Source organism: Roseovarius amoyensis, from assembly GCF_003260265.1.
In the GTDB taxonomy this organism is placed as follows: domain Bacteria; phylum Pseudomonadota; class Alphaproteobacteria; order Rhodobacterales; family Rhodobacteraceae; genus Roseovarius; species Roseovarius amoyensis.
Genome location: NZ_QITQ01000004.1, coordinates 73975 through 93472 on the forward strand (window position 1 = coordinate 73975; position 19498 = coordinate 93472).

At 65.0% G+C, this 19498-nt stretch carries 15 protein-coding genes and 1 tRNA gene; 4 read left to right on the plus strand and 12 right to left on the minus strand.

Features of this window, described 5'->3' with window-relative positions; all coding sequences use genetic code 11:
* Position 1: 1 nt before the first annotated feature.
* The 11 genes from DL899_RS05570 to DL899_RS05620 form a co-directional block, all read right to left on the minus strand.
* Positions 2-961, minus strand: a complete 960-nt coding sequence (locus DL899_RS05570) for a DMT family transporter (RefSeq protein ID WP_275426786.1) — start codon at positions 959-961, stop codon at positions 2-4.
* A complete protein-coding gene (tdh, locus tag DL899_RS05575; protein ID WP_204355261.1) occupies positions 958-1983 on the minus strand; it encodes an L-threonine 3-dehydrogenase in 1026 nt (341 codons plus the stop codon). Before tdh ends, DL899_RS05570 begins: the two co-directional genes overlap by 4 nt.
* Before the next feature lie 17 nt (positions 1984-2000).
* On the minus strand, positions 2001-2921 hold the full coding sequence (locus DL899_RS05580) for a PLP-dependent cysteine synthase family protein (protein ID WP_111732996.1): 921 nt from the start codon (positions 2919-2921) through the stop codon (positions 2001-2003).
* Positions 2918-4117 (minus strand): glycine C-acetyltransferase, encoded by a 1200-nt coding sequence (locus DL899_RS05585; protein WP_111732997.1) that lies wholly within the window; start codon positions 4115-4117, stop codon positions 2918-2920. The genes DL899_RS05580 and DL899_RS05585 overlap by 4 nt, the downstream gene beginning before the upstream one ends.
* Positions 4118-4199: 82 nt before the next feature.
* Positions 4200-6212, minus strand: coding sequence for a hydantoinase/oxoprolinase family protein (locus DL899_RS05590; protein ID WP_111732998.1), 2013 nt, complete (start codon positions 6210-6212; stop codon positions 4200-4202).
* 44 nt (positions 6213-6256) lie between these two features.
* The gene (gene queG / locus DL899_RS05595; RefSeq protein WP_111732999.1) at positions 6257-7324 is read right to left on the minus strand and encodes a tRNA epoxyqueuosine(34) reductase QueG; all 1068 of its coding nucleotides are present in this window, start codon (positions 7322-7324) and stop codon (positions 6257-6259) included.
* Positions 7325-7404: 80 nt separating this feature from the next.
* On the minus strand, positions 7405-8070 hold the full coding sequence (gene fzlA / locus DL899_RS05600) for an FtsZ-binding protein FzlA (protein ID WP_111733000.1): 666 nt from the start codon (positions 8068-8070) through the stop codon (positions 7405-7407).
* Between the two features lie 60 nt (positions 8071-8130).
* Positions 8131-8859 carry a monofunctional biosynthetic peptidoglycan transglycosylase gene (gene mtgA, locus DL899_RS05605; protein ID WP_111733001.1) on the minus strand — a complete coding sequence of 243 codons (729 nt, stop codon included), beginning with the start codon at positions 8857-8859 and terminating at the stop codon, positions 8131-8133.
* 184 nt (positions 8860-9043) lie between these two features.
* Complete coding sequence (locus DL899_RS05610; RefSeq protein ID WP_111733002.1) at positions 9044-9679, minus strand: LysE family translocator; 636 nt, start codon at positions 9677-9679, stop codon at positions 9044-9046.
* A gap of 209 nt (positions 9680-9888) precedes the next feature.
* The gene (gene gltB, locus DL899_RS05615; RefSeq protein WP_111733003.1) at positions 9889-14421 is read right to left on the minus strand and encodes a glutamate synthase large subunit; all 4533 of its coding nucleotides are present in this window, start codon (positions 14419-14421) and stop codon (positions 9889-9891) included.
* Positions 14422-14500: 79 nt separating this feature from the next.
* The gene (locus tag DL899_RS05620) at positions 14501-15934 is read right to left on the minus strand and encodes an NAD(P)-dependent oxidoreductase (protein ID WP_204355256.1); all 1434 of its coding nucleotides are present in this window, start codon (positions 15932-15934) and stop codon (positions 14501-14503) included.
* A 222-nt stretch (positions 15935-16156) separates the two neighbouring features.
* Here DL899_RS05620 and DL899_RS05625 point away from each other — a divergent pair, with 222 nt between their 5' ends.
* A complete protein-coding gene (locus DL899_RS05625; protein ID WP_111733005.1) occupies positions 16157-16963 on the plus strand; it encodes an undecaprenyl-diphosphate phosphatase in 807 nt (268 codons plus the stop codon).
* Positions 16964-17018: 55 nt separating this feature from the next.
* On the opposite strand, the gene DL899_RS05630 is transcribed toward DL899_RS05625, so the two are convergent.
* A complete protein-coding gene (locus DL899_RS05630; protein ID WP_111733006.1) occupies positions 17019-18008 on the minus strand; it encodes a complex I NDUFA9 subunit family protein in 990 nt (329 codons plus the stop codon).
* 148 nt (positions 18009-18156) lie between these two features.
* On the opposite strand from DL899_RS05630, the gene DL899_RS05635 reads away from it, so the two are divergent.
* The 3 genes from DL899_RS05635 to lptC all read left to right on the plus strand — a co-directional run bounded on the left by DL899_RS05635 (position 18157) and on the right by lptC (position 19497).
* Positions 18157-18243, plus strand: a tRNA-Leu gene (locus tag DL899_RS05635).
* Between the two features lie 25 nt (positions 18244-18268).
* Positions 18269-18880 carry a ribonuclease D gene (locus DL899_RS05640; protein ID WP_111733007.1) on the plus strand — a complete coding sequence of 204 codons (612 nt, stop codon included), beginning with the start codon at positions 18269-18271 and terminating at the stop codon, positions 18878-18880.
* A 2-nt stretch (positions 18881-18882) separates the two neighbouring features.
* A complete protein-coding gene (lptC, locus tag DL899_RS05645) occupies positions 18883-19497 on the plus strand; it encodes an LPS export ABC transporter periplasmic protein LptC (RefSeq protein WP_111733008.1) in 615 nt (204 codons plus the stop codon).
* Position 19498: the final 1 nt, after the last annotated feature.

The following is a 19498-nucleotide window of genomic DNA, read 5'->3' on the forward strand; positions in this document are numbered from 1 at the left end:
ATCAGCCGTGCGGCGTCTTGACCCGCCGTGTCCGACCGCGCTGCAATCCCAGCCGGTGTTCGCGCAGGATGATGACAATGCCGGCAACGATGATCACCGCCGCCCCCAACAGCATGTTCGACGTTGGCACTTCGTCAAAAACCACGTAGCCAATCACCAGCGCGAACAGCATCGAGGCGTAGTCGAACGGCGCGATCACGCTGGCATCTGCGAACCGGTAGGAAGAGGTCATCAATATCTGCCCCAACCCCCCCAGCAGCCCGGCCATGATCAGCATCACCGCCTCGCGCGGCGCCGGCACCACCCAGCCGAATGGCACCGTCAGCAACGACAACAGCGTCGCGGTCAATGAAAAATAGAACACGATGGCGCTGGTCTGTTCGGTGCGCACCATCTTGCGGATATAAATCTGCGCCAGCGCCGCACAGGTCGCCCCACCCAGCACCACCACCGCGCCCACTGCCTCGGCCGTCTGCACCGTGGGGCCATCCAGCATCGTCAGGCGCGGCAACAGCACGATCACCACCCCCACCATGCCAAGTGCCACCGCGCCCAGGCGAAAGACACCCACCTTTTCGTCCAGGAACATTGCCGCAAAGACCACCACCAGCAACGGCGCGGCATAGCCCAGCGCCGTAACCTCGGGCAGCGGCAGCAGGCCAAGCCCGGCAAAGCTCAGCCCCATCGCCGAGGTGCCGACAAAACCGCGCCAGAAGTGTCCCATGGGCGAGGTTACCTTCAACCCGGTGCGCAGGTCGCGCCGCACTGCCAGCCAGATCAGGATCACCGGAATGGCAAAGAACGAGCGAAAGAACACCGCCTCGCCGGGCGGAACGTGATCGGCCGACGCCTTGATCAGCGACGCCATCACCACGAACAACAGCACCGCGCCCAGTTTCAGCGCGATCCCCTTGAGCGGCCTGACGGCGCCGGGTTCGTCGTCTGCGTTGCCGGCTGTCAGTCCCAATCCATCACAACCTTGCCTGAATCGCCCGAAATCATCGCGGCAAAGCCCTCTTCAAAATCATCGATTGAAATCCTGTGGGTAATCACCCCGGAAATATCCAGCCCCGATTGGACCAATGCAATCATCTTGTACCAGGTTTCGTACATTTCCCGGCCATAGATGCCCTTGATATGCAGCATCTTGAAGATGACGCTGTTCCAGTCGACCGGGAATTCGGTCGGCGCGATACCCAGCAGCGCGACCTTGCCGCCATTGTTCATCCGCGCGATCATCTGCTGCATGGCGGCGCTTGCACCAGACATTTCCAGCCCAACGTCGAAACCCTCGGTCATGCCGATTTCATCCATGACGTCGCGCAGCTGCTGCTTGCTGACATCGACGACGTAGGGCACGCCCATCTTGCGCGCCAGGTCCAGCCGGTAGGGGTTGATATCGGTGATCACCACCTTGCGCGCGCCGGCCTTGGCGGCCACCAGCGCCCCCATGATGCCGATCGGCCCCGCCCCGGTAACCAGCACGTCCTCGCCCACCAGGTCAAAGCTCAGCGCGGTATGCACGGCGTTGCCGAACGGGTCGAAGATGGCGGCGACCTCGTCGGGAATGTCCTCGGGGATCGGCACGACATTGCTTTCGGGAATGCACAGGTATTCGGCAAAACTGCCGGGGCGCTGAACCCCCACGCCGCGGGTGTTACGGCACAGGTGCCCGCGCCCGGCGCGACAGTTGCGACAGGTGCCACAGACGATGTGCCCCTCGCCCGAAACCCGCTGGCCGATGCGGTACTTGGTGGCCGCCGCGCCCATGTCGGCGATCTCGCCCACGAATTCGTGCCCCACGACCATTGGCACCGGCACGGTCTTGGCGCTGAATTCGTCCCATTTCCAGATATGCACGTCGGTGCCGCAGATGGCTGACTTGCGGACCCGGATCAGAACGTCACTCGGCCCCGGTTCGGGCACTGGCACGCGCTCCATCCACAGCCCCGGCTCGGGGCGTGACTTGACCAGTGCCTTCATGTCGTTCCGCATGATGTCTACTCCCACAAATCCGTGCTGAGATATTTGAGCCCGCTGTCGCAAACCAGAAAGGCCACGACGCCGCCCTTTTCCGCACCCTGCAACAGCCGCACCGCCGCCGCCAGATTGGCGCCGGCCGAATAGCCGCCGAATATGCCCTCGGTCTTGGCCAGCAGGCGCGCATTCTCGGTCGCCTCGGCACCGGAAACAGTCACTGTTCCTGCCAGATCGGCCCCGTCGAGTTGGGGCAGGTGCGCCATCGCATAGCCCCCGCCCTGGATCGGATGCGCCGGGTTGTCGGGCTCGACCGCGTAGACCCGCACCCCGCGCGGCAGCAGGTACCGGGCCGCCCCGCCCAGCGTGCCGCCCGACCCGACAAAATCGCAAAACGCCGTCACCTGGCCGTCGCTCTGTTCCCAGATCTCGGGCGCGGTGCCGGCGGCGTGGGCATCGGCATTGCCCGGCAGCGCGAACTGGTCGGCGCGAAAGGCGCCGCGCTCGGTCGTGATCCGCTGCGCCGCCTCTTCGACCAGCGCCAGATCCTCGCCCGACACCTCGCCCCGGCGCGACCCTTTGGCCTGCGGCACCAGCACCACCTCGGCGCCCAGCGCCCGCATCATCCGCGCGCGCTCCTCGGAATTGCCCGTGCTCATCACCGCGACAAAGGGATGCCCCATCACCGCACAGACAATAGCCAGACCCGTGCCCATGTTGCCCGAGGTCAGCTCCACCACCGTCTGCCCCTCGGCCAGCGCGCCGCTGGCACGTGCCTGCTCGATGATGCTGCGCGCGGCGCGGTCCTTTTTCGAGAACCCGGGGTTGAGGTAGTCGAGCTTGGCCAAAAGCCGGCCCTCGAGTTCCAATTCGTCACTGATCCGGCCCAATTCGACCAGTGGCGTGCCGCCGATGGCCGCCACGACCGATGGCAGAACAGTCACGAAATCACGCCGAGTTCGCGCCCGACCCCCTCAAACGCGTCAATCGCACGGTCCAGCATCTCGCGCGTCAGGCCTGCGCTCATCTGCGTGCGAATGCGGTCCTGCCCCTTGGGCACCACCGGAAAGCTGAAGGCGGTGACATAGACGCCCCGTTCGCCCAGCCTCGCGGCCATTTCCTGCGCCAGTTTGGGGTCGCGCAGCATCACCGGCACGATGGCGTGTTCGCCCGGCAGCAGCTCGAACCCAAGCGCGCCCATGCGCGCCCGGAAATGCGCCGCGTTATCCCACAGCCGCGCACGCAGATCGTCGCCGCGTTCGTCGAGCAGGTCGAACACCTTCAGCGAGGCCCCGGCGATCACCGGCGCCAGCGTGTTGGAAAAGAGATAGGGCCGCGACCGCTGGCGCAACCAGTCGACCACCCGCGCCGAGGCCGCCGTATACCCGCCCGAGGCCCCGCCCAGCGCCTTGCCCAGCGTCCCGGTCAGGATGTCGACCCGCCCCATGACGCCGCAATGTTCAGGGCTGCCTCGCCCGCTGGCGCCGACAAAGCCGGTGGCGTGGCAGTCATCGACCATCACCATCGCGTCATAGCGTTCGGCCAGGTCGCAGATCTCGTCCAGCCTGGCGTAATAACCGTCCATCGAGAACACGCCGTCGGTGGCGATCAGCCGGTGCCGCGCACCGCTGGCCTCTTTCAGACAGCGTTCCAGGTCGGCCATGTCGGAATTGGCGTAACGGTACCGCTGCGCCTTGCACAGACGCACCCCGTCGATGATGCTGGCATGGTTGAGCGCATCCGAGATCACCGCGTCCTCTGGGCCAAGAATCGTCTCGAACAAGCCCGCATTGGCGTCGAACGCGGCAGCATAAAGGATAGCATCCTCCATCCCCAGGAACCCGGCGATGCGCGCCTCCAGCGCCTTGTGCTCTTCCTGCGTGCCGCAGATGAACCGCACCGACGCCATACCGAACCCGTAACGATCAAGCGCCGCATGACCCGCGGCGATCAGTTCAGGGTCGTCGGCCAGCCCGAGATAGTTGTTGGCACACAGGTTGATCATCTCGCGCCCGTCGGCAAGCGTCACCTCGCCCGCCTGCGGACTGGTGATCACCCGCTCGGACTTATACAGCCCGCTCTCTTTCAGCTCTTCCAGCCGCCCGTCGATATCGGCATCGAATCTCTGTCCTGCGCGCATACCAATGTCCCTTTGGTTCTCGTGTCCCAGTCCGAATAGCCCGTCTGTACGGGGGATGAAATCCGCAATGCGGGGCGTGCCCCTACGCGGCGATCCTCGGCCGCCCGCTGGCTTCGACGGTGATGGTGGCCTCCAGAAACACCTCGCGCGCCTCTGCCTGCGCCGTCTTGAGGTCGCGCTCGGCCCGCATGTTGATGTCCGCCGCACCCGCGCGTTCGGCATCGGCGCGCGCCTCTGCCTCCAGCGCGGCCTCAAGCGCGGTCATCGCCTCCTGCGGATCGGCAAAGTCCAGCGGCCCGGTTTCCAGATGCACACGATAACGCCCCTCGGCCGGCACGGTCACGGTGCCGCTCTTGCGGATCGTGACCCGCCCCACCACCGCGCCGATGGCATTGGCGACCCCGGCATGTTCGGGCAGGATCATTTCACATCCCAGCCGCTCGCCCACTGCCGGGTAATAGCTGGGCGCCGAGGCACCTAGCCCTACTACCGCCACGTCCAGCCCGGCATCCAGCCGCACCAGCCCGCGATACCGCCCCAGCCCCTGCTGCATCAGCGCGTGCCGCGCCAGCGCATCGGGCGACAGGCCGAAATCGGTCTCTTCCTCGGCAAAAGCAGTCTCTAACAAGGCTAACACAGTCTGATGCATCAGCTGGTCAACGATCATCCGCGCCAGCGCCTCGGGGCTCTCTGCCAGCCGCGTGCCCGCGCCGGTGCGCCGCCGGGCCATCAGCGCCAGCGCCATTTGCGCCGCCTCGCCATCCCAAGCTGTCAGCCCGCCCAGAACATGGCTGGCATCCGACGGCGTGACGCCGGCCACCTGCACCAGCCCCCGCGCCACCAGCCGTTTCAACGCGCCCGTCTCGGCCCGCGTCCTCAGCGCCCCGAACAGCGGACGCACACCGCCTTCCAGCCGTTCCAGCAGCGCGGCATCGCGCGGCTGCAACCCGCCAGTATCGCCGCCCGTATCGTCACCCGGCACCGCGCGCAGGAAACGCCCGTCGGTTTCGTGCGGGGTATCGCGGCGCAACTGTTCCTCCAGCACCCGGCGCACGCCCTCGGGGTCCTCCAGCGCGATCAGGCTGACCGGCACCACCCGGCGCGGGCCCAGCGTGACACCACCCGAAAGCCCCTCTTCGATAACCTGCACCTCGCTGTCGCCGCCCAGGCCAGAGGTGCGCATCGCCACCGCCTCGACCATGGTCCGCCAGGGGCCGACCTTGGCGCCCTCCGGGTCGATCGCGGGGCGTCCACCGCGCAAGAGCGCCACGTCGGTGGTGGTACCACCGATATCCGACACCAGCGCATCCTCGGCCCCGGTCAGCCACCGCGCCCCCACGATGCTGGCCGCCGGACCGCTAAGAATGGTCTCTATCGGCCGCTCCATCGCCTGCCCGGACGAAATCAGCGCCCCGTCGCCACGCACCACCATCAGCGGCGCCTTGACGCCCAGCGCCGTCAGCTTGCCCTCGGCCTTGGCGATCAGCCGCGCGATCATCCCGATCAGCCGCGCGTTCAGCACCGCCGTCAGCGCCCGCCGCGGCGCCCCCAGCCGCGCCGACAGGTGATGTGAACAGGACACCGGCCGCCCGGTGATGGTGCTAATCATCTCGGCCGCGGCGTTTTCATGCGCGGGGTTTCGGGTGGCAAAGCGCCCTGCCACCGCATAGGCCGAAACCCCGTGATCGGTGCGCAGCCATTGCTCCAGCGCCGCGCAGTCGAACGGCGCAGCCTCGGCCCCGGCATGGTTGTGCCCGCCCGCCAGCACCAGTTCGGGGTCGCCCGCCAGCGCCTCGCGCAGGCCGTGGCGGTCAAGCTCATCCTCGGCGAACCCGATGGCAATCAGCCCTACGCGCCCGCCCTGCCCCTCGACCAGCGCGTTGGTGGCCAGTGTCGTCGACAGCGCCGCGATCCCGATATCGCCCGGCGCCACCGCGCCCTGGGCAATCACCGCTTCGACCGCCGCGCCGATCCCCTGCGCCAGGTCGTGCCGGGTGGTCAGCGCCTTTGCGCTCGCCACCACCTCGCGCTCGTCGCGGATCAGCACCGCGTCGGTATAGGTTCCGCCAGTGTCGACGCCCAGCATCAGTGCCATTTCCGCGCTCTCCTTGTCCTGCCCCGGCCGGGATACGCCCGCTGTCAGCCCCCTGCCTGCCTGTTTGCGTCATCCTGCAGTCGATTCAGTGCCCAGGCCGCGGCATCGGCCACGGTCGGGTCGGGATCGTCCAACAGCGCCCGCGCTGCCGCCACCAGCGCCTGATCGCCGGAATTGCCGATCGCATACAGAACGTTGCGCACGAACCGGTCGCGCCCGATCCGCTTGATCGGCGAGCCGGAAAAGAACGCCCGGAACCCGGCGTCGTCGAACGCCGCCAATTCGGCCAGCCGCGGCGCCAGCAGGTCGTCGCGGGCGTGATACTTTACCTCCCGCGCGGCCTGGGCGAACTTGTTCCAGGGGCAGGCGGCCAGGCAATCGTCGCAGCCATATATACGGTTGCCCAGCAATGGGCGCAGTGCCTCATCCACCGGGCCCTTGTGCTCGATCGTCAGGTAAGAGATGCAGCGCCGCGCATCCAGTTGCCCCGGCGCCGGAAAGGCCCCAGTGGGGCAGGCATCCAGGCAGGCGCGACAAGCACCGCAATGGTCACTCTCGGGCGTGTCGGTTTCCATCTCCAGCGTGGTAAAAATCGACCCCAGAAAGAACCAGCTTCCCAGCCTTCGGCTCAGCAGGTTGGTGTGCTTGCCCTGCCAGCCCAGCCCCGCCGCCTGCCCCAGCGGTTTTTCCGGCACCGGGGCGGTATCGACAAACACCTTCACCTGCGCCGCCGGGTCGCCCCCCGCCTCGGCGATCAGCCAGCGCGCCAGCCGTTTGAGCCGCTTCTTCATCACGTCGTGATAGTCGCGACCCCTCGCATAGACCGAAATCGTCCCCCGGTCGCGCCGCGCGTGGGTCTCTGTCGGGTCATGCTCCGGCGTATAACTCTCGGCCAGCATGATCACCGAACGCGCCTCGGGCCACAGCGCCGCCGGGTTTCCGCGCCAATGCGTGCGTTCGGCCAACCATCCCATCTGCCCGTGCCGCCCCAGCGCCAGGAATTCCTCCAGCCGCTCGGGAACGTGCCCCACGTCCCGGGGCCGGCAAATGCGCGCCTCGTCAAAGCCCTCTTCGATGGCACGCGCCACCAAGCGTTGTTTCAGCTCATCCATGCTTCATCTGGCCGAAAATACCTCGGGGGAGGCGCCGCGCCAGCGGCGGCGGGGGCAGCGCCCCGGGCCGGCAGCCGAGTTCAGAAATCCAGGTCGGCATAATGCGCCGGCGGCGGAAAGCCCGACACCTGGTCGGCCAGAATGCTGCGAAAGGCCGGGCGCGACTTGATCTTGGCGTACCAGTCCTTGACCGTCTCCGACCGGTTCCAGTCCACGTCGCTGATGTAATCCAGCGAACTGAGATGCGCGGCGGCGGCGAAATCTGCCAGCGTCATCACATCACCCGCCAGCCAGCGCCGCCGGTCCAACAGCCAGGCCATGTAATCGAGGTGGAACTTGATCGCCCGCGCCCCAGCCTTGATCTTGCCGCTATCGGGAAAGCCCTGCTTCATCATCTTCTTGTTCACCCGCTCATACAGCAGGTTCGCCGTCACCTCGGAATGGAACTTGTCGTCGAACCACGCCACCAGGCGGCGCACCTCATACCGCGCATCTGCCGCGCGGGGCATCAACGGCGGTTCGGGGAACTTTTCCTCGATATATTCGCAGATCGGCGTGCTTTCGGTCAGAAACTTGTCCTCGAGCTTGAGCACGGGAACCTTGCCGGCGGGATTGCGGCGCAGGAAATCCGGCGCCTTTTCCCAATAGCGTTCCTCGACCAGTTCGCATTCGATGCGCTTTTCGGCCAGGCACAGCCGGACCTTGCGGCAGTAGGGCGAAAGCGGGACGTGATAGAGCTTGGCCATGACCCAATTCTTTCAGATGTTCCGGGGGCCACCCCTCATTGCCTTGAAAGGCGCGACAGTTCAATCCTCGAAACAGGCAGCGCGCCCGTCGCGGCGGATGGTGGCTGCCCCGTCGCGGATCATCGCCGCCCGCCGGGCCAGTCTCGGCCCGGGGCGCGCGGCCGAGCGTTCCTTGGGGTTGGGCAGCACCGCCGCCAGCCGCGCCGCCTGTTCGGCGGTCAGCGCATCGGGGGTCACGCGAAAATAGTGCCAGGCCGCCGCCTCGACCCCGAAGACACCTTCGTCAAACTCGGCCACGTTCAGATAGACCTCAAGGATGCGCCGCTTGGGCCAGACGGTTTCGACCAGCGGCGTGATCAACGCCTCCAGCGCCTTTCTGATCCAGCTGCGGCCATGCCAGAGATAGACGTTCTTGACCGTCTGCTGGGTGATGGTCGAGGCCCCGCGCCCCGCGCCCTCGGCAATCGCAGTGCGGATCGCGGCCATATCAAACCCCCAATGGGCACAGAAATTGGCATCTTCCGCCGCCACGACCGACCGCGCCATCACCGGGGCGATGCCGCTCATCGGTACCCAGACATGTTCGATACTGCCCAGACGCGATGTCTCCTGCCGCATGTAGAATGTCCGGGGCGGATTCACCACGCGATGCGCGATGATCGCAAGAACTGCCACCACGACCAGCGCCAGCACCGCCCTGCTGGACCAGCGCCAGATCCAGCGCAGCGGGTGCAACCGGCGCGGTTTGCGCGACCTGCGCCCCTTTCTTGCGGTTTTTCGCTTTGCCATGTTCTCCGCTACCGCGCGCGCGGTCCCGTTTCAATAGCGGCGGGTCCGCGCCACGGGGCGGGCTGAGAACGGTGGCTGGCGCATTTGAGCTGGTCTGGTGTCGATTCCGGCGGCTGGCCTCGCCCCGACGCCAGCAATCAGGATACCAGTCATGACCGCCGGTTACCCTGCGCTTCTTTCACCCTTACGATCTGCGCAATACGGCATAGACAATTGAACCGCCGAACGAAATGAACACAGCACCGAACACCAATGATATCAAGCTTCTAAATCGTTCAAACAGGTTGATCGCCATCCGCGTCGAAAAGAGCGTTGCGGTTATCGAGTGAAATGCCACGGCCAACAGGCCGCACAAGACCACGATGAGGCCCAAATACCAACCAGGCGCCGTAGCGGGAATGAACGCCGTCATCACCGAACCAAAGAACAGGGCTGCTTTCGGGTTAGTCATGCTTACAGTGAGCCCGGTAAAAAATGACTTCCTAAGTCGATGTACCTGCGTCGGCTTGAAGTTCAGGCCACCGCTTTGATCAATACCACCTTTCAGGGATTTCAACCCGAGCCAGATCAGGTACCCCGCACCTGCCAGCTTTAGCGTCAGGACGGCTCTTGGAAACAACTGGAAAAGGATAGCCACCCCCAGTATCGCAAATGTGGCCCAGACAAATGCGCCACAGGCCAATCCCAGACCTGTCGATATTCCATGCCTTCGCCCGTATTGCAGCGATACCGCGATAACGGCGAACATGTTCGGTCCCGGAGTAATCCATGCCAGGACGTTGACCAACACTATGTTGACGAACGAAACGACCAGATCCATCAGTTAGCCTCCGTGCTGTCGGGAGGCTACAGACAAACCGCTCCGTTTGCCAATGGCGGCGGTCATGCGCTGCCCGGCGCCGCGCAAGGCCATCTATCCGGGCGCTCCTTCTCATTGCCCGCGCGGGCTCAAGGCCGAAGGCCGCCGCGCATCGCCGACGCGCCCCCACGCGGCGGCGATGCGCGGCTTTTCCCGGTTCCAAACAGGCTCTATTCCGCCGGAATCGCCTCATCCTCGATGCCCAGCGGGTGCTCCAGCTTGTTCAGCATCTCGCGCGGGCAGATCTGCAGGAAGTTGCGCTTTTCCTGGTCCCAGTATTGCAGGATCTCCTGCGCCCGGCGGCTGCCTGTTTCGGCGGCATGACGTTCGATCAGAGATCGCAACTCTTTCAGCCAGTGGTCTTCTTGCACGGTGAAGACGACCACCGATTCCGGGTTGATCAGAGCCTGTGACACGCCCTCCGGGTCATAGAGATAGGCCATGCCCCCGGTCATGCCGGCAGCGAAGTTTGCGCCGATGGACCCCAGGATCACGGCGACACCGCCGGTCATGTATTCGCAGCCGTTCGAGCCGCACCCCTCGATCACCACCTTCGCGCCGGAATTGCGCACGGCAAAACGTTCGCCCGCGCGGCCAGCCGCGAACAGGTATCCATCGGTCGCGCCATACAGCACAGTATTACCGATGATGGTATTCTCGGCCGCCACCAGCGGGCTCATCTGCGGCGGGCGCACCACGATGGTGCCGCCGCTAAGCCCCTTGCCGACATAATCGTTGGCGTCGCCCGATACTTCGATCTTCAGCCCCGGCGCGGCAAAGGCGCCCAGGGACTGACCGGCGCTGCCGTTCAGCTTGATCGTCAGGTGATCGGGTTGCAGCGTGTTACGCATGCCGAAGTTGCGCACGATATGGCTGGAAAGCCGCGTGCCGACGGTGCGGTCGGTGTTCTGCACGGTATAGTGCAGCTGCATCTTTTCACCGTCCTGCAGGAACCGCTGCGCATCGCGCACGATCTCGGCATCCAGCGTGTCGGGCACCTCGTTGCGCGGCTTGGTCCTGTCATAGCGGATCTGCTGCGCCCCGTTCACCGTGATCAGCAGCGGGTTAAGGTCGAGATCGTCCAGATGCGCCGACCCGCGGCTGACCTGGGTCAGCAGGTCGGCCCGCCCGATCACCTCGTCCAGCGATCGCGCCCCGATAGAGGCCAGCAATTCGCGCACCTCCTTGGCGTAGAAGGTGATCAGGTTCACCACCTTGTCAGCGGTGCCGGTGAACTTGGCGCGCAGGTCCTCGTCCTGGGTACACACACCGACGGGGCAGGTGTTCGACTGGCACTGGCGCACCATGATGCAGCCCATGGAAATCAGCGCAGCGGTGCCGATGCCGTATTCCTCGGCCCCCATCATCGCCGCCATGACGATGTCGCGCCCGGTACGCAGGCCGCCATCGGTCCTGAGCGTCACGCGCTCGCGCAGCTTGTTCATCGCCAGAACCTGGTGGGCCTCGGTCAGCCCCATTTCCCACGGCAGGCCGGCATACTTGATCGAAGTTGCGGGCGAGGCCCCGGTGCCGCCATTGTGCCCCGAAATCAGGATCACGTCGGCCTTTGCCTTGGCCACACCGGCGGCGATGGTGCCAACACCCGACTGTGCCACCAGCTTGACGCAGACCTTGACGGTCGGGTTGATCTGCTTGAGGTCGTAGATCAGCTGCGCCAGGTCCTCGATCGAATAGATGTCGTGGTGCGGCGGCGGTGAAATCAGCGTCACCCCCGGCGTCGAATGCCGCAGGCGCGCGATCAGGCCGGTGACCTTCATCCCCGGCAACTGCCCGCCTTCGCCGGGCTTGGCGCCCTGGGCCACCTTGATTTCCAGCTCCTCGCACTGGTTAAGGTATTCCGCCGTCACGCCGAACCGGCCGCTCGCCACCTGCTTGATCTTGGCAGAGGGGTTGTCGCCGTTGGGTTCGGGCACGAAATGCGCCGGGTCTTCGCCGCCCTCGCCGGAATCAGAGCGCGCGCCGATCCGGTTCATCGCTACGTTCAGCGTCTTGTGCGCCTCGGGCGACAGCGCGCCCAGGCTCATGCCCGGAGTGACAAAGCGCTTGCGGATCGCGGTGACGCTTTCGACCTCTTCCAGCGGCACCGCCGTGCCCAGCGGCTTGATCGCCAGCAGGTCGCGCAGGTGGATGGGCGGGTTGGCCTGCATCGCCTGGCTGTAACGCTTCCACAGCTCGTAACTGGCCCTGTCGCAGGCGGTCTGCAGCATGTGCATGCCTTGCGCGCCCCAGGCGTGGGTTTCGCCCGACTTGCGCGCCTTGTAGAATCCTCCGATGGGCAGGATGTCCCGCCCGCCGCGAAACGCCTGGGTGTGGACCTCTTCCAGCTTGGCCTGGATGCCGCTGACACCAATGCCGGAAATCCGGCTGGTCAGACCGGGGAAATATTCGGCGCACATGGCGCGCGACAGGCCGACCGCCTCGAAATTCAGGCCGCCGCGATAGGACGAGATGACCGAGATGCCCATCTTGGACATGATCTTCAGCAGGCCCTGGTCGATTGCCTGACGGTAACGCGCGACGTTCTCTGTCTGGGTGCCGGGCAACAGGCCCCGCTCGATCCGGTCGGCGATGCTGTCCTGGGCCAGGTAGGGGTTGACCACGGTCGCACCGGCGCCGATCAGCACCGCGAAATAATGCGGGTCGATACATTCGGCCGAGCGCACGTTGAGGCTGCAGAAGGTGCGCAGCCCCATACGGGTCAGGTGCGAATGCACTGCCGAGGTGGCCAGGATCATCGGCATGCCGATACGCTCTTCGCCCAGCGCGGTGTCGCTCAGCACGATATGGCCCGAACCGGACCGCACGGCATCCTCGGCCTCGGCCCGGATACGGGCCAGTCCCTCGCGCAACGCGCCCGGACCGGGGGCAAAGGTGCAGTCGATCTCGGTCACTTCGCCTTCGAGCTCGGCCATCAGCACATCCCACTCGGCATTGGCGACGAACGGGCTTTCCAGCACGACGATTTCGGTCTGGGCGCTGGATTCGTCGAGCACGTTCTTGAGGTTGCCAAACCGGGTCTTGAGGCTCATCACCCGGTATTCGCGCAGGCTGTCGATGGGTGGGTTGGTAACCTGGCTGAAGTTCTGGCGGAAGAAGTGCGACAGCGGGCGATAGTGCTTGGACAACACCGCGCTGGGCGTGTCGTCACCCATCGAGGCGATGGTTTCCTTGCCGTCCTCGGCCATCGGCGCGAGGATCTGCTCCAGTTCTTCGATGGTATAGCCGGCAGCGGCCTGGCGGCGGCGCAGCTCGCTGCCCGAAAACAGCGCATGTTCGGGCGTGCCGGTCAGCATTTCATCCAGATCGTGAATCTTGCTGACCCATTCGCCGAATGGCTGCGCCTCGGCCAGACGGTTCTTGATCTCGGTATCGTGATAAAGCCGCCCCTCGCCTATATCGACGGCCAGCATCTGGCCCGGGCCCAGCGCGCCCTTTTCGCGCAAGTTGGATTCGTCGACGGGCACCATCCCGCTTTCCGACCCAGCGATCACCAGCCCGTCGCCGGTGACCACATAGCGCATCGGCCGCAGCCCATTCCGATCCAGCCCCGCACAGACCCAGCGGCCATCGGTCATTGCCAGCGCGGCGGGGCCGTCCCACGGCTCCATCACCGAGTTGCAATAGGAATACATGTCGCGCCAGGCCTGCGGCATTTCCTGGGCCTGCTTGGACCAGCTTTCGGGCACCAGCATTGTCTTGGCCATCGGTGCGGTCCGGCCGGCGCGCACCAATACCTCGAACACCGCGTCAAGCGCGGCGCTGTCCGACGACCCGCCCGCGATGATCGGCTTGATATCTTCGGCATGGTCGCCAAAGGACGCGCTGGCCATGCGAATCTCGTGGCTTTTCATCCAGTTGATGTTGCCCTTGAGCGTGTTGATCTCGCCATTATGAGCCAACATGCGGAACGGCTGCGCCAGCCACCACTGAGGGAAAGTGTTGGTGGAATAGCGCTGATGATAGATCGCAAAGGCCGACTTGAAACGCTCGTCCTTGAGATCGGGATAGAATTCCGCCACCTGCTCGGCCAGCATCATGCCCTTGTAGATGATGCTGCGGCAGCTCAGGCTGGCGATGTAAAGGCCGTTGATCCCGGCCGCCTGCACCGCCTTTTCGATCCGGCGGCGCACGACGTAAAGCTGACGTTCGAATTCTTCCTCGGGGATGCCGCGGGCGTTGGAAATCAGGATCTGTTCGATCTCGGGACGGGTGGCGTTGGCCTTTTCCCCCAGCACCGAGACATCCACCGGAACATGCCGCCAGCCATAGATGTAATGGCCCATGCGCAGCACCTCGGACTCGACGATGGTGCGGCAGGTTTCCTGGGCGCCGAAATCGGTGCGCGGCAGGAACACCTGCCCCACCGCCATCAGCTCGTTGGCGCGCGGCTCGTGGCCGGTGCGGCGAACCTGGTCATAAAAGAACGGCACCGGAATCTGGATGTGGATACCGGCGCCATCGCCGGTCTTGCCATCGGCATCGACGGCGCCGCGATGCCAGATCGCCTTGAGCGCGGTGATACCGGCCTCGACCACGCGGCGCGACGGTTCGCCGTCGATGGAAACCACCAGCCCCACGCCACAGGACGAATGCTCGTCCTCTTCGCGGTACATGCCGTTTTCGGCCAGCCATTTGCGGCGCGCTTCTTCGGCAACCGCCCAGTCTTGTTCCAGTTTCGTCATCGCGCCTTGCCCTTCCTGAATCCGGTGGGTCGGGGATATGCCCAATCAGTATCTGTTGTGCCCGCCACAGGCGGTGTTGTTACTCCGCCGCCACTGCCTGGCGTGCGTTGAAATCTTCCAGGATCGCCGCCGCGGTGTCGCGGCCGTCGCGGATTGCCCAGACGACCAGAGACGCGCCGCGCACGATGTCGCCCACGGCGTAGACGCCGTCCATCGCGGTGCGCCCGGTGGTGTATTCGGCCCGGATCGTGCCCCAGCGGGTGACCGCCAGATCATCCTGACCCCACAGTGTGGGCAGGTCTTCGGGCTCGAACCCCAGCGCCTTGATCACCAGCTCGGCGGGTTCATCGCGCTCGGCTCCCTCGATCGGTTCGGGGCTGCGCCGCCCGGTGGCATCCGGCGGGCCAAGGCGCATCTGCTGCACCTTGACCAAGCGCACCGGATCACCGACAAAGCCCTTGGGCGCGCTCAGCCATTCGAAAACCACGCCTTCCTCTTCGGCGTTGGTGACCTCGCGCTGGCTGCCCGGCATGTTGTCACGGTCGCGGCGGTAGAGGCACTTGACCGATACCGCCCCTTGCCGGATGGCGGTACGCACACAGTCCATCGCCGTGTCGCCGCCGCCGATCACCACAACGCGCTTACCCTCGGCGTTCAGCTCGCCGCTGTCATAGGCGGGCACATCGTCGCCAAAGCACTTGCGGTTCGACGCGGTAAGATAGTCGATGGCGCGTACCACACCGGCCGCCCCGGCGCCGGGGGCCTGCAATTCGCGGCTTTTGTAGACGCCGGTGGCAATCAGCACCGCGTCGTGGCGCGCGCACATCTCGTCAAACCCGATGTCGCGGCCGACATCGCAGTTCAGCAGAAATTCGACGCCGGCCTCTTCCAACTGGCGGTTACGACGCAGCACCACGTCCTTTTCCAGCTTGAAGCCGGGAATGCCGTAGGTCATCAGCCCGCCGGCGCGGTCGTGGCGATCATAGACCGTCACCTTTACCCCGGCACGGCGCAGCATGTCCGCCGCCGCCAGCCCGCCGGGCCCGGCACCGATGATGCCCACCGATTCCGCCCGTTCGGCCGCCGGCACGATGGGTTCGACCCAGCCTTCGTCCCAAGCGGTGTCGGTCAGGTACTTTTCGACCGCGCCGATGGTGACGGTGCCGTGGCCGGCCTGTTCGATCACGCAGTTACCCTCGCACAGGCGGTCCTGGGGGCAGATGCGGCCGCATATTTCGGGAAAGGTGTTGGTCTGCTGGCTGAGCTCATAGGCTTCGCGCACCCGCCCCTCGGCCGTCAGGCGCAGCCAGTCGGGGATGTTGTTGTGCAGGGGACAGTGGCTTTGGCAATAGGGCACGCCGCACTGGCTGCAACGCGATGCCTGCTCACGCGCCTTGTCCCGGGCGAATTCGGCATAGATTTCGTGAAAATCATGGTTGCGGGCATCGGCTGCCCGTTTTTCAGGCATGTCCCGCCCGATGGTAACGAATTTCAGCATCGGCTGCCTGGCCACGGCGAACCCTCCCGACTCTGCTAAGGCACCGGCGCTCAATACAGCAGGTCAGGATCAATGAAAAGTCATATTTACTGACCTAATATATTGTTTTCGCCCTCGACCGCTATGCCGATAGCAAAATGTTCCCTAAATTTATGTCCGGTTCGGTCCTTTTATTCGCGTTTGCCCTGAAATGGCATTGCTTTATAGCTGCCCGGGAATACAGGCAGGGCGACTTTGATGGCGTATTTCGAGATACTTGTTCTGGCTATCGTGCAGGGGATTACCGAGTTCCTGCCGATCTCCTCTTCGGCTCACCTGGCGCTGCTGCACAAGTTCAACGGGGCTGCTGCGAACGATATCGCGCTCGATGTGGCGGTGCATCTCGGCTCGATCCTGGCGGTGATTCTCTATTTTCGTGCCGACGCACAGCGTGCCTGCGCCGGGCTTGTGGCGCTGGCGCGGGGCAACCGTTCACACCCCTCCGCCGGCCTGGCCTTGCACCTGGTCATCGCGACCCTGCCCATAATCCTGGCCGGAATCGTGATCATCGCGCTGGGGGTCGAAGACGCGTTGCGCGACATACGGATCATCGGCTGGATGATGATCCTGTTCGGCATCCTGCTGTGGGTTGTCGACCGGCGCGCGGCACAGACCCTGACCGCGCCGCAATGGACCGCGCGGCAGGCGCTGGTGATGGGCCTGTGGCAGGCGGTGGCGCTGATACCGGGGGTGTCACGTTCCGGCGCCTCGATCACCGGTGCGCGCGCCTTGGGATATGAGCGGCACGACGCGACGCGGCTGTCGATGCTGATGTCGATCCCGACCACGCTGTGCACCGGCGCGGTGCTGGCGGTCGACATGACCCGGGTCGAGGCGCTGGGCCCGTTTCTGGCCGAGGCTGCCATCGCCTCGGTCTTTGCGTTTGCCGCCGCCTATCTGGCGCTGTCGCTGATGATGCGCTTTATCTCGCGCGTCAGCTTTACGCCCTATGTGATCTATCGCGTGATCCTGGGCGTGGTGCTGCTGGCGATTGCCTATGGATAGGGGCACCCGTTGCTGACAAGGGAAAGCCGGGCTGAAGCCCGGCCTACCGAAAACCTTAGCCGTGGCGCAGGTTTTCTGCCGATGCCTTGATCGCCGCGTATTGCCCGTCAGGACGGAACCGCCACAGGTAATCCGGCAGCACCGATTCGAGCGATACCGGCGTGATGCCGAGATCGGCAAAGCCCTTGGCGCCCTCGGAAACCACGTTGTCCGTGCGCAGGGTTCTGGCCTGGTCGCGGGTGATCGCCGCCGGGATCAGGCCCAGGCTGACGGTCTGCACGACCTCCATCACCCAGCCCAGGATGCCGGCGATCCAGAACGGGATGTTCATGATCAGGCGGCGGCGCTGGATCACCTGCAGCATCTGCTGCATCAGCTCGCGCAGGGTGTTCACGTCCGGCCCGCCCAGCTCATATATGCCGGGCTCGGCACTGCCATCGGCGCCCATCTGCGCGGCCGCCGCCACGTCATCGACATAGACCGGCTGAAAACGGGTCGAGGCGCCCACCAACGGCAGGATCGGCCCAAACCGCGTCATCCCGGCGAAGCGGTTGAAAAATCCGTCCTCGGGCCCGAAGATCACTGACGGGCGCAGGATCACCGCATTCGGATAGGCGGCCAGCACGGCGGCTTCGCCCTCTCCCTTGCTGCGGGCATAAAGCGACCGCGCCTGCGCATCAGCGCCGATCGCCGAGATATGCACCAGCCGTGCAACGCCTTCGTCAGCGGCGATGCGGGCGATGCGGCCCGCGCCCTCGTTCTGAATGGCGTCGAAATTGTTCTTGCCGCGCCGCGCGAAGGTGCCGACGCAGTTGATCACCGCATCCGCGCCCGTCATCACCGCGCGCACGCTGTCATCGTCGCGGATGTTGCAAAAGACCGGTTCGACCTGGCCGACGGCGCCATAGGGCCTGACGTGCATCGCCTCGTTCGGGCGGCGCACGGCCACACGCACGCGCCAGCCGGCCTTGGCCATGCGGCGGGCGATATAACGTCCGACGAACCCGGAGCCCCCGTAAATGGTGACGAGTTTCCTTGCCGGCATGTTCGTGCCTCCGTCCTCTTTCGCGTTTGTGCATCTTCCTAGCTTGCCGGGCGGGTTTCGACAAGCCGTGACCGCCTTTGTGACGGCGCGGCAAAATCGACGTTGACAGCCCCGTGGACCGCCGCTAAACGGCTGGCTCACGACACCGGCCCAGGTGGCGGAATTGGTAGACGCGCTAGCTTCAGGTGCTAGTGTCCGTACGGACGTGGAGGTTCGAGTCCTCTCCTGGGCACCATTCCCTCCACATATAGGGAATGAGAATGACGAACCACCTTTATCAGAACGATCTGCCCGACGGGCTTGACCTTGGCCCGGTCGTGGCCATCGACTGCGAAACGATGGGGCTGAACCCGCACCGCGACCGGCTGTGCGTGGTGCAACTGTCGGGCGGCGACGGCAACGCGCATATCGTCCAGATCGCCCGCGGCCAGACCCAGGCGCCCAACCTTGCCGCACTGCTGGAAAACCCCAACGTGCTGAAGCTGTTTCACTTTGGCCGTTTCGACATCGCGGCGATGTATAACGCCTTTGGCGCGCTGGCGGCGCCGGTCTATTGCACCAAGATCGCCAGCAAGATGGTGCGCACCTATACCGACCGGCACGGGCTGAAATTCCTGCTGCAGGAACTGCTGGGCGTCGACATCTCGAAACAGCAGCAATCGTCAGACTGGGGCGCGCCGGACCTGAGCATCGCACAGCTCGACTATGCCGCCTCGGACGTGCTTTACCTTCACCGGCTGCGCGAGGTGCTGAACGAGCGCCTTGCGCGCGAGGGCCGCACCGAACTGGCGCAGGCCTGTTTCGATTTCCTGCCCACGCGCGCCCGGCTCGACCTCGAAGGCTGGCCCGAAATCGACATCTTCGCCCACTGATCATGGCCTGGCGTGACAACCTTCATTCCCGGTTCGTGGCCTGGATGAAGATCCTGCTGCCGCTGGCAGCGCTGGGAATCCTGTCGACGCTCTTCATGATATCGGACAGGTTCGACCCGACAGACACCCTGCCGGTGGCCGGCATCGACCTGCAGGAACGGGCGCAGTCACTGGGCGCGACCAGGGCGACCTTTGCCGGCGTCAGCGCCGAGGGTCATGAGATATCGCTGCACACCGAACGCGCCCGCCCATCGGCTGAGAACCCCAGGCTGATCCTGGCGCGCGACGTGACGTCGCAGCTGTTGCTGAGCACCGGCGTCGAGATCGACCTTTCCTCGCTTACGGGCGAGATCGACCAGAGCGACAACAGCACCACCCTGACCGGGGATGTCAGAATCATGACCAGTTCCGGCTATGTGCTTACGTCAGAGCACCTGATCGCGCGGTTCGACAGGCTTTATGCCGAATCCCCCGGCCCGGTCGCCGGCCAGGCCCCGGCGGGCGATCTGACCGCCGGGCGGATGGTACTGGCCAACCCACCCGACAGCGATGGGCCACATTTGGTTTTCAGCAATGGCGTCAAGCTGATATACCGCCCCCAAGAGCCCGGAGAGTAAA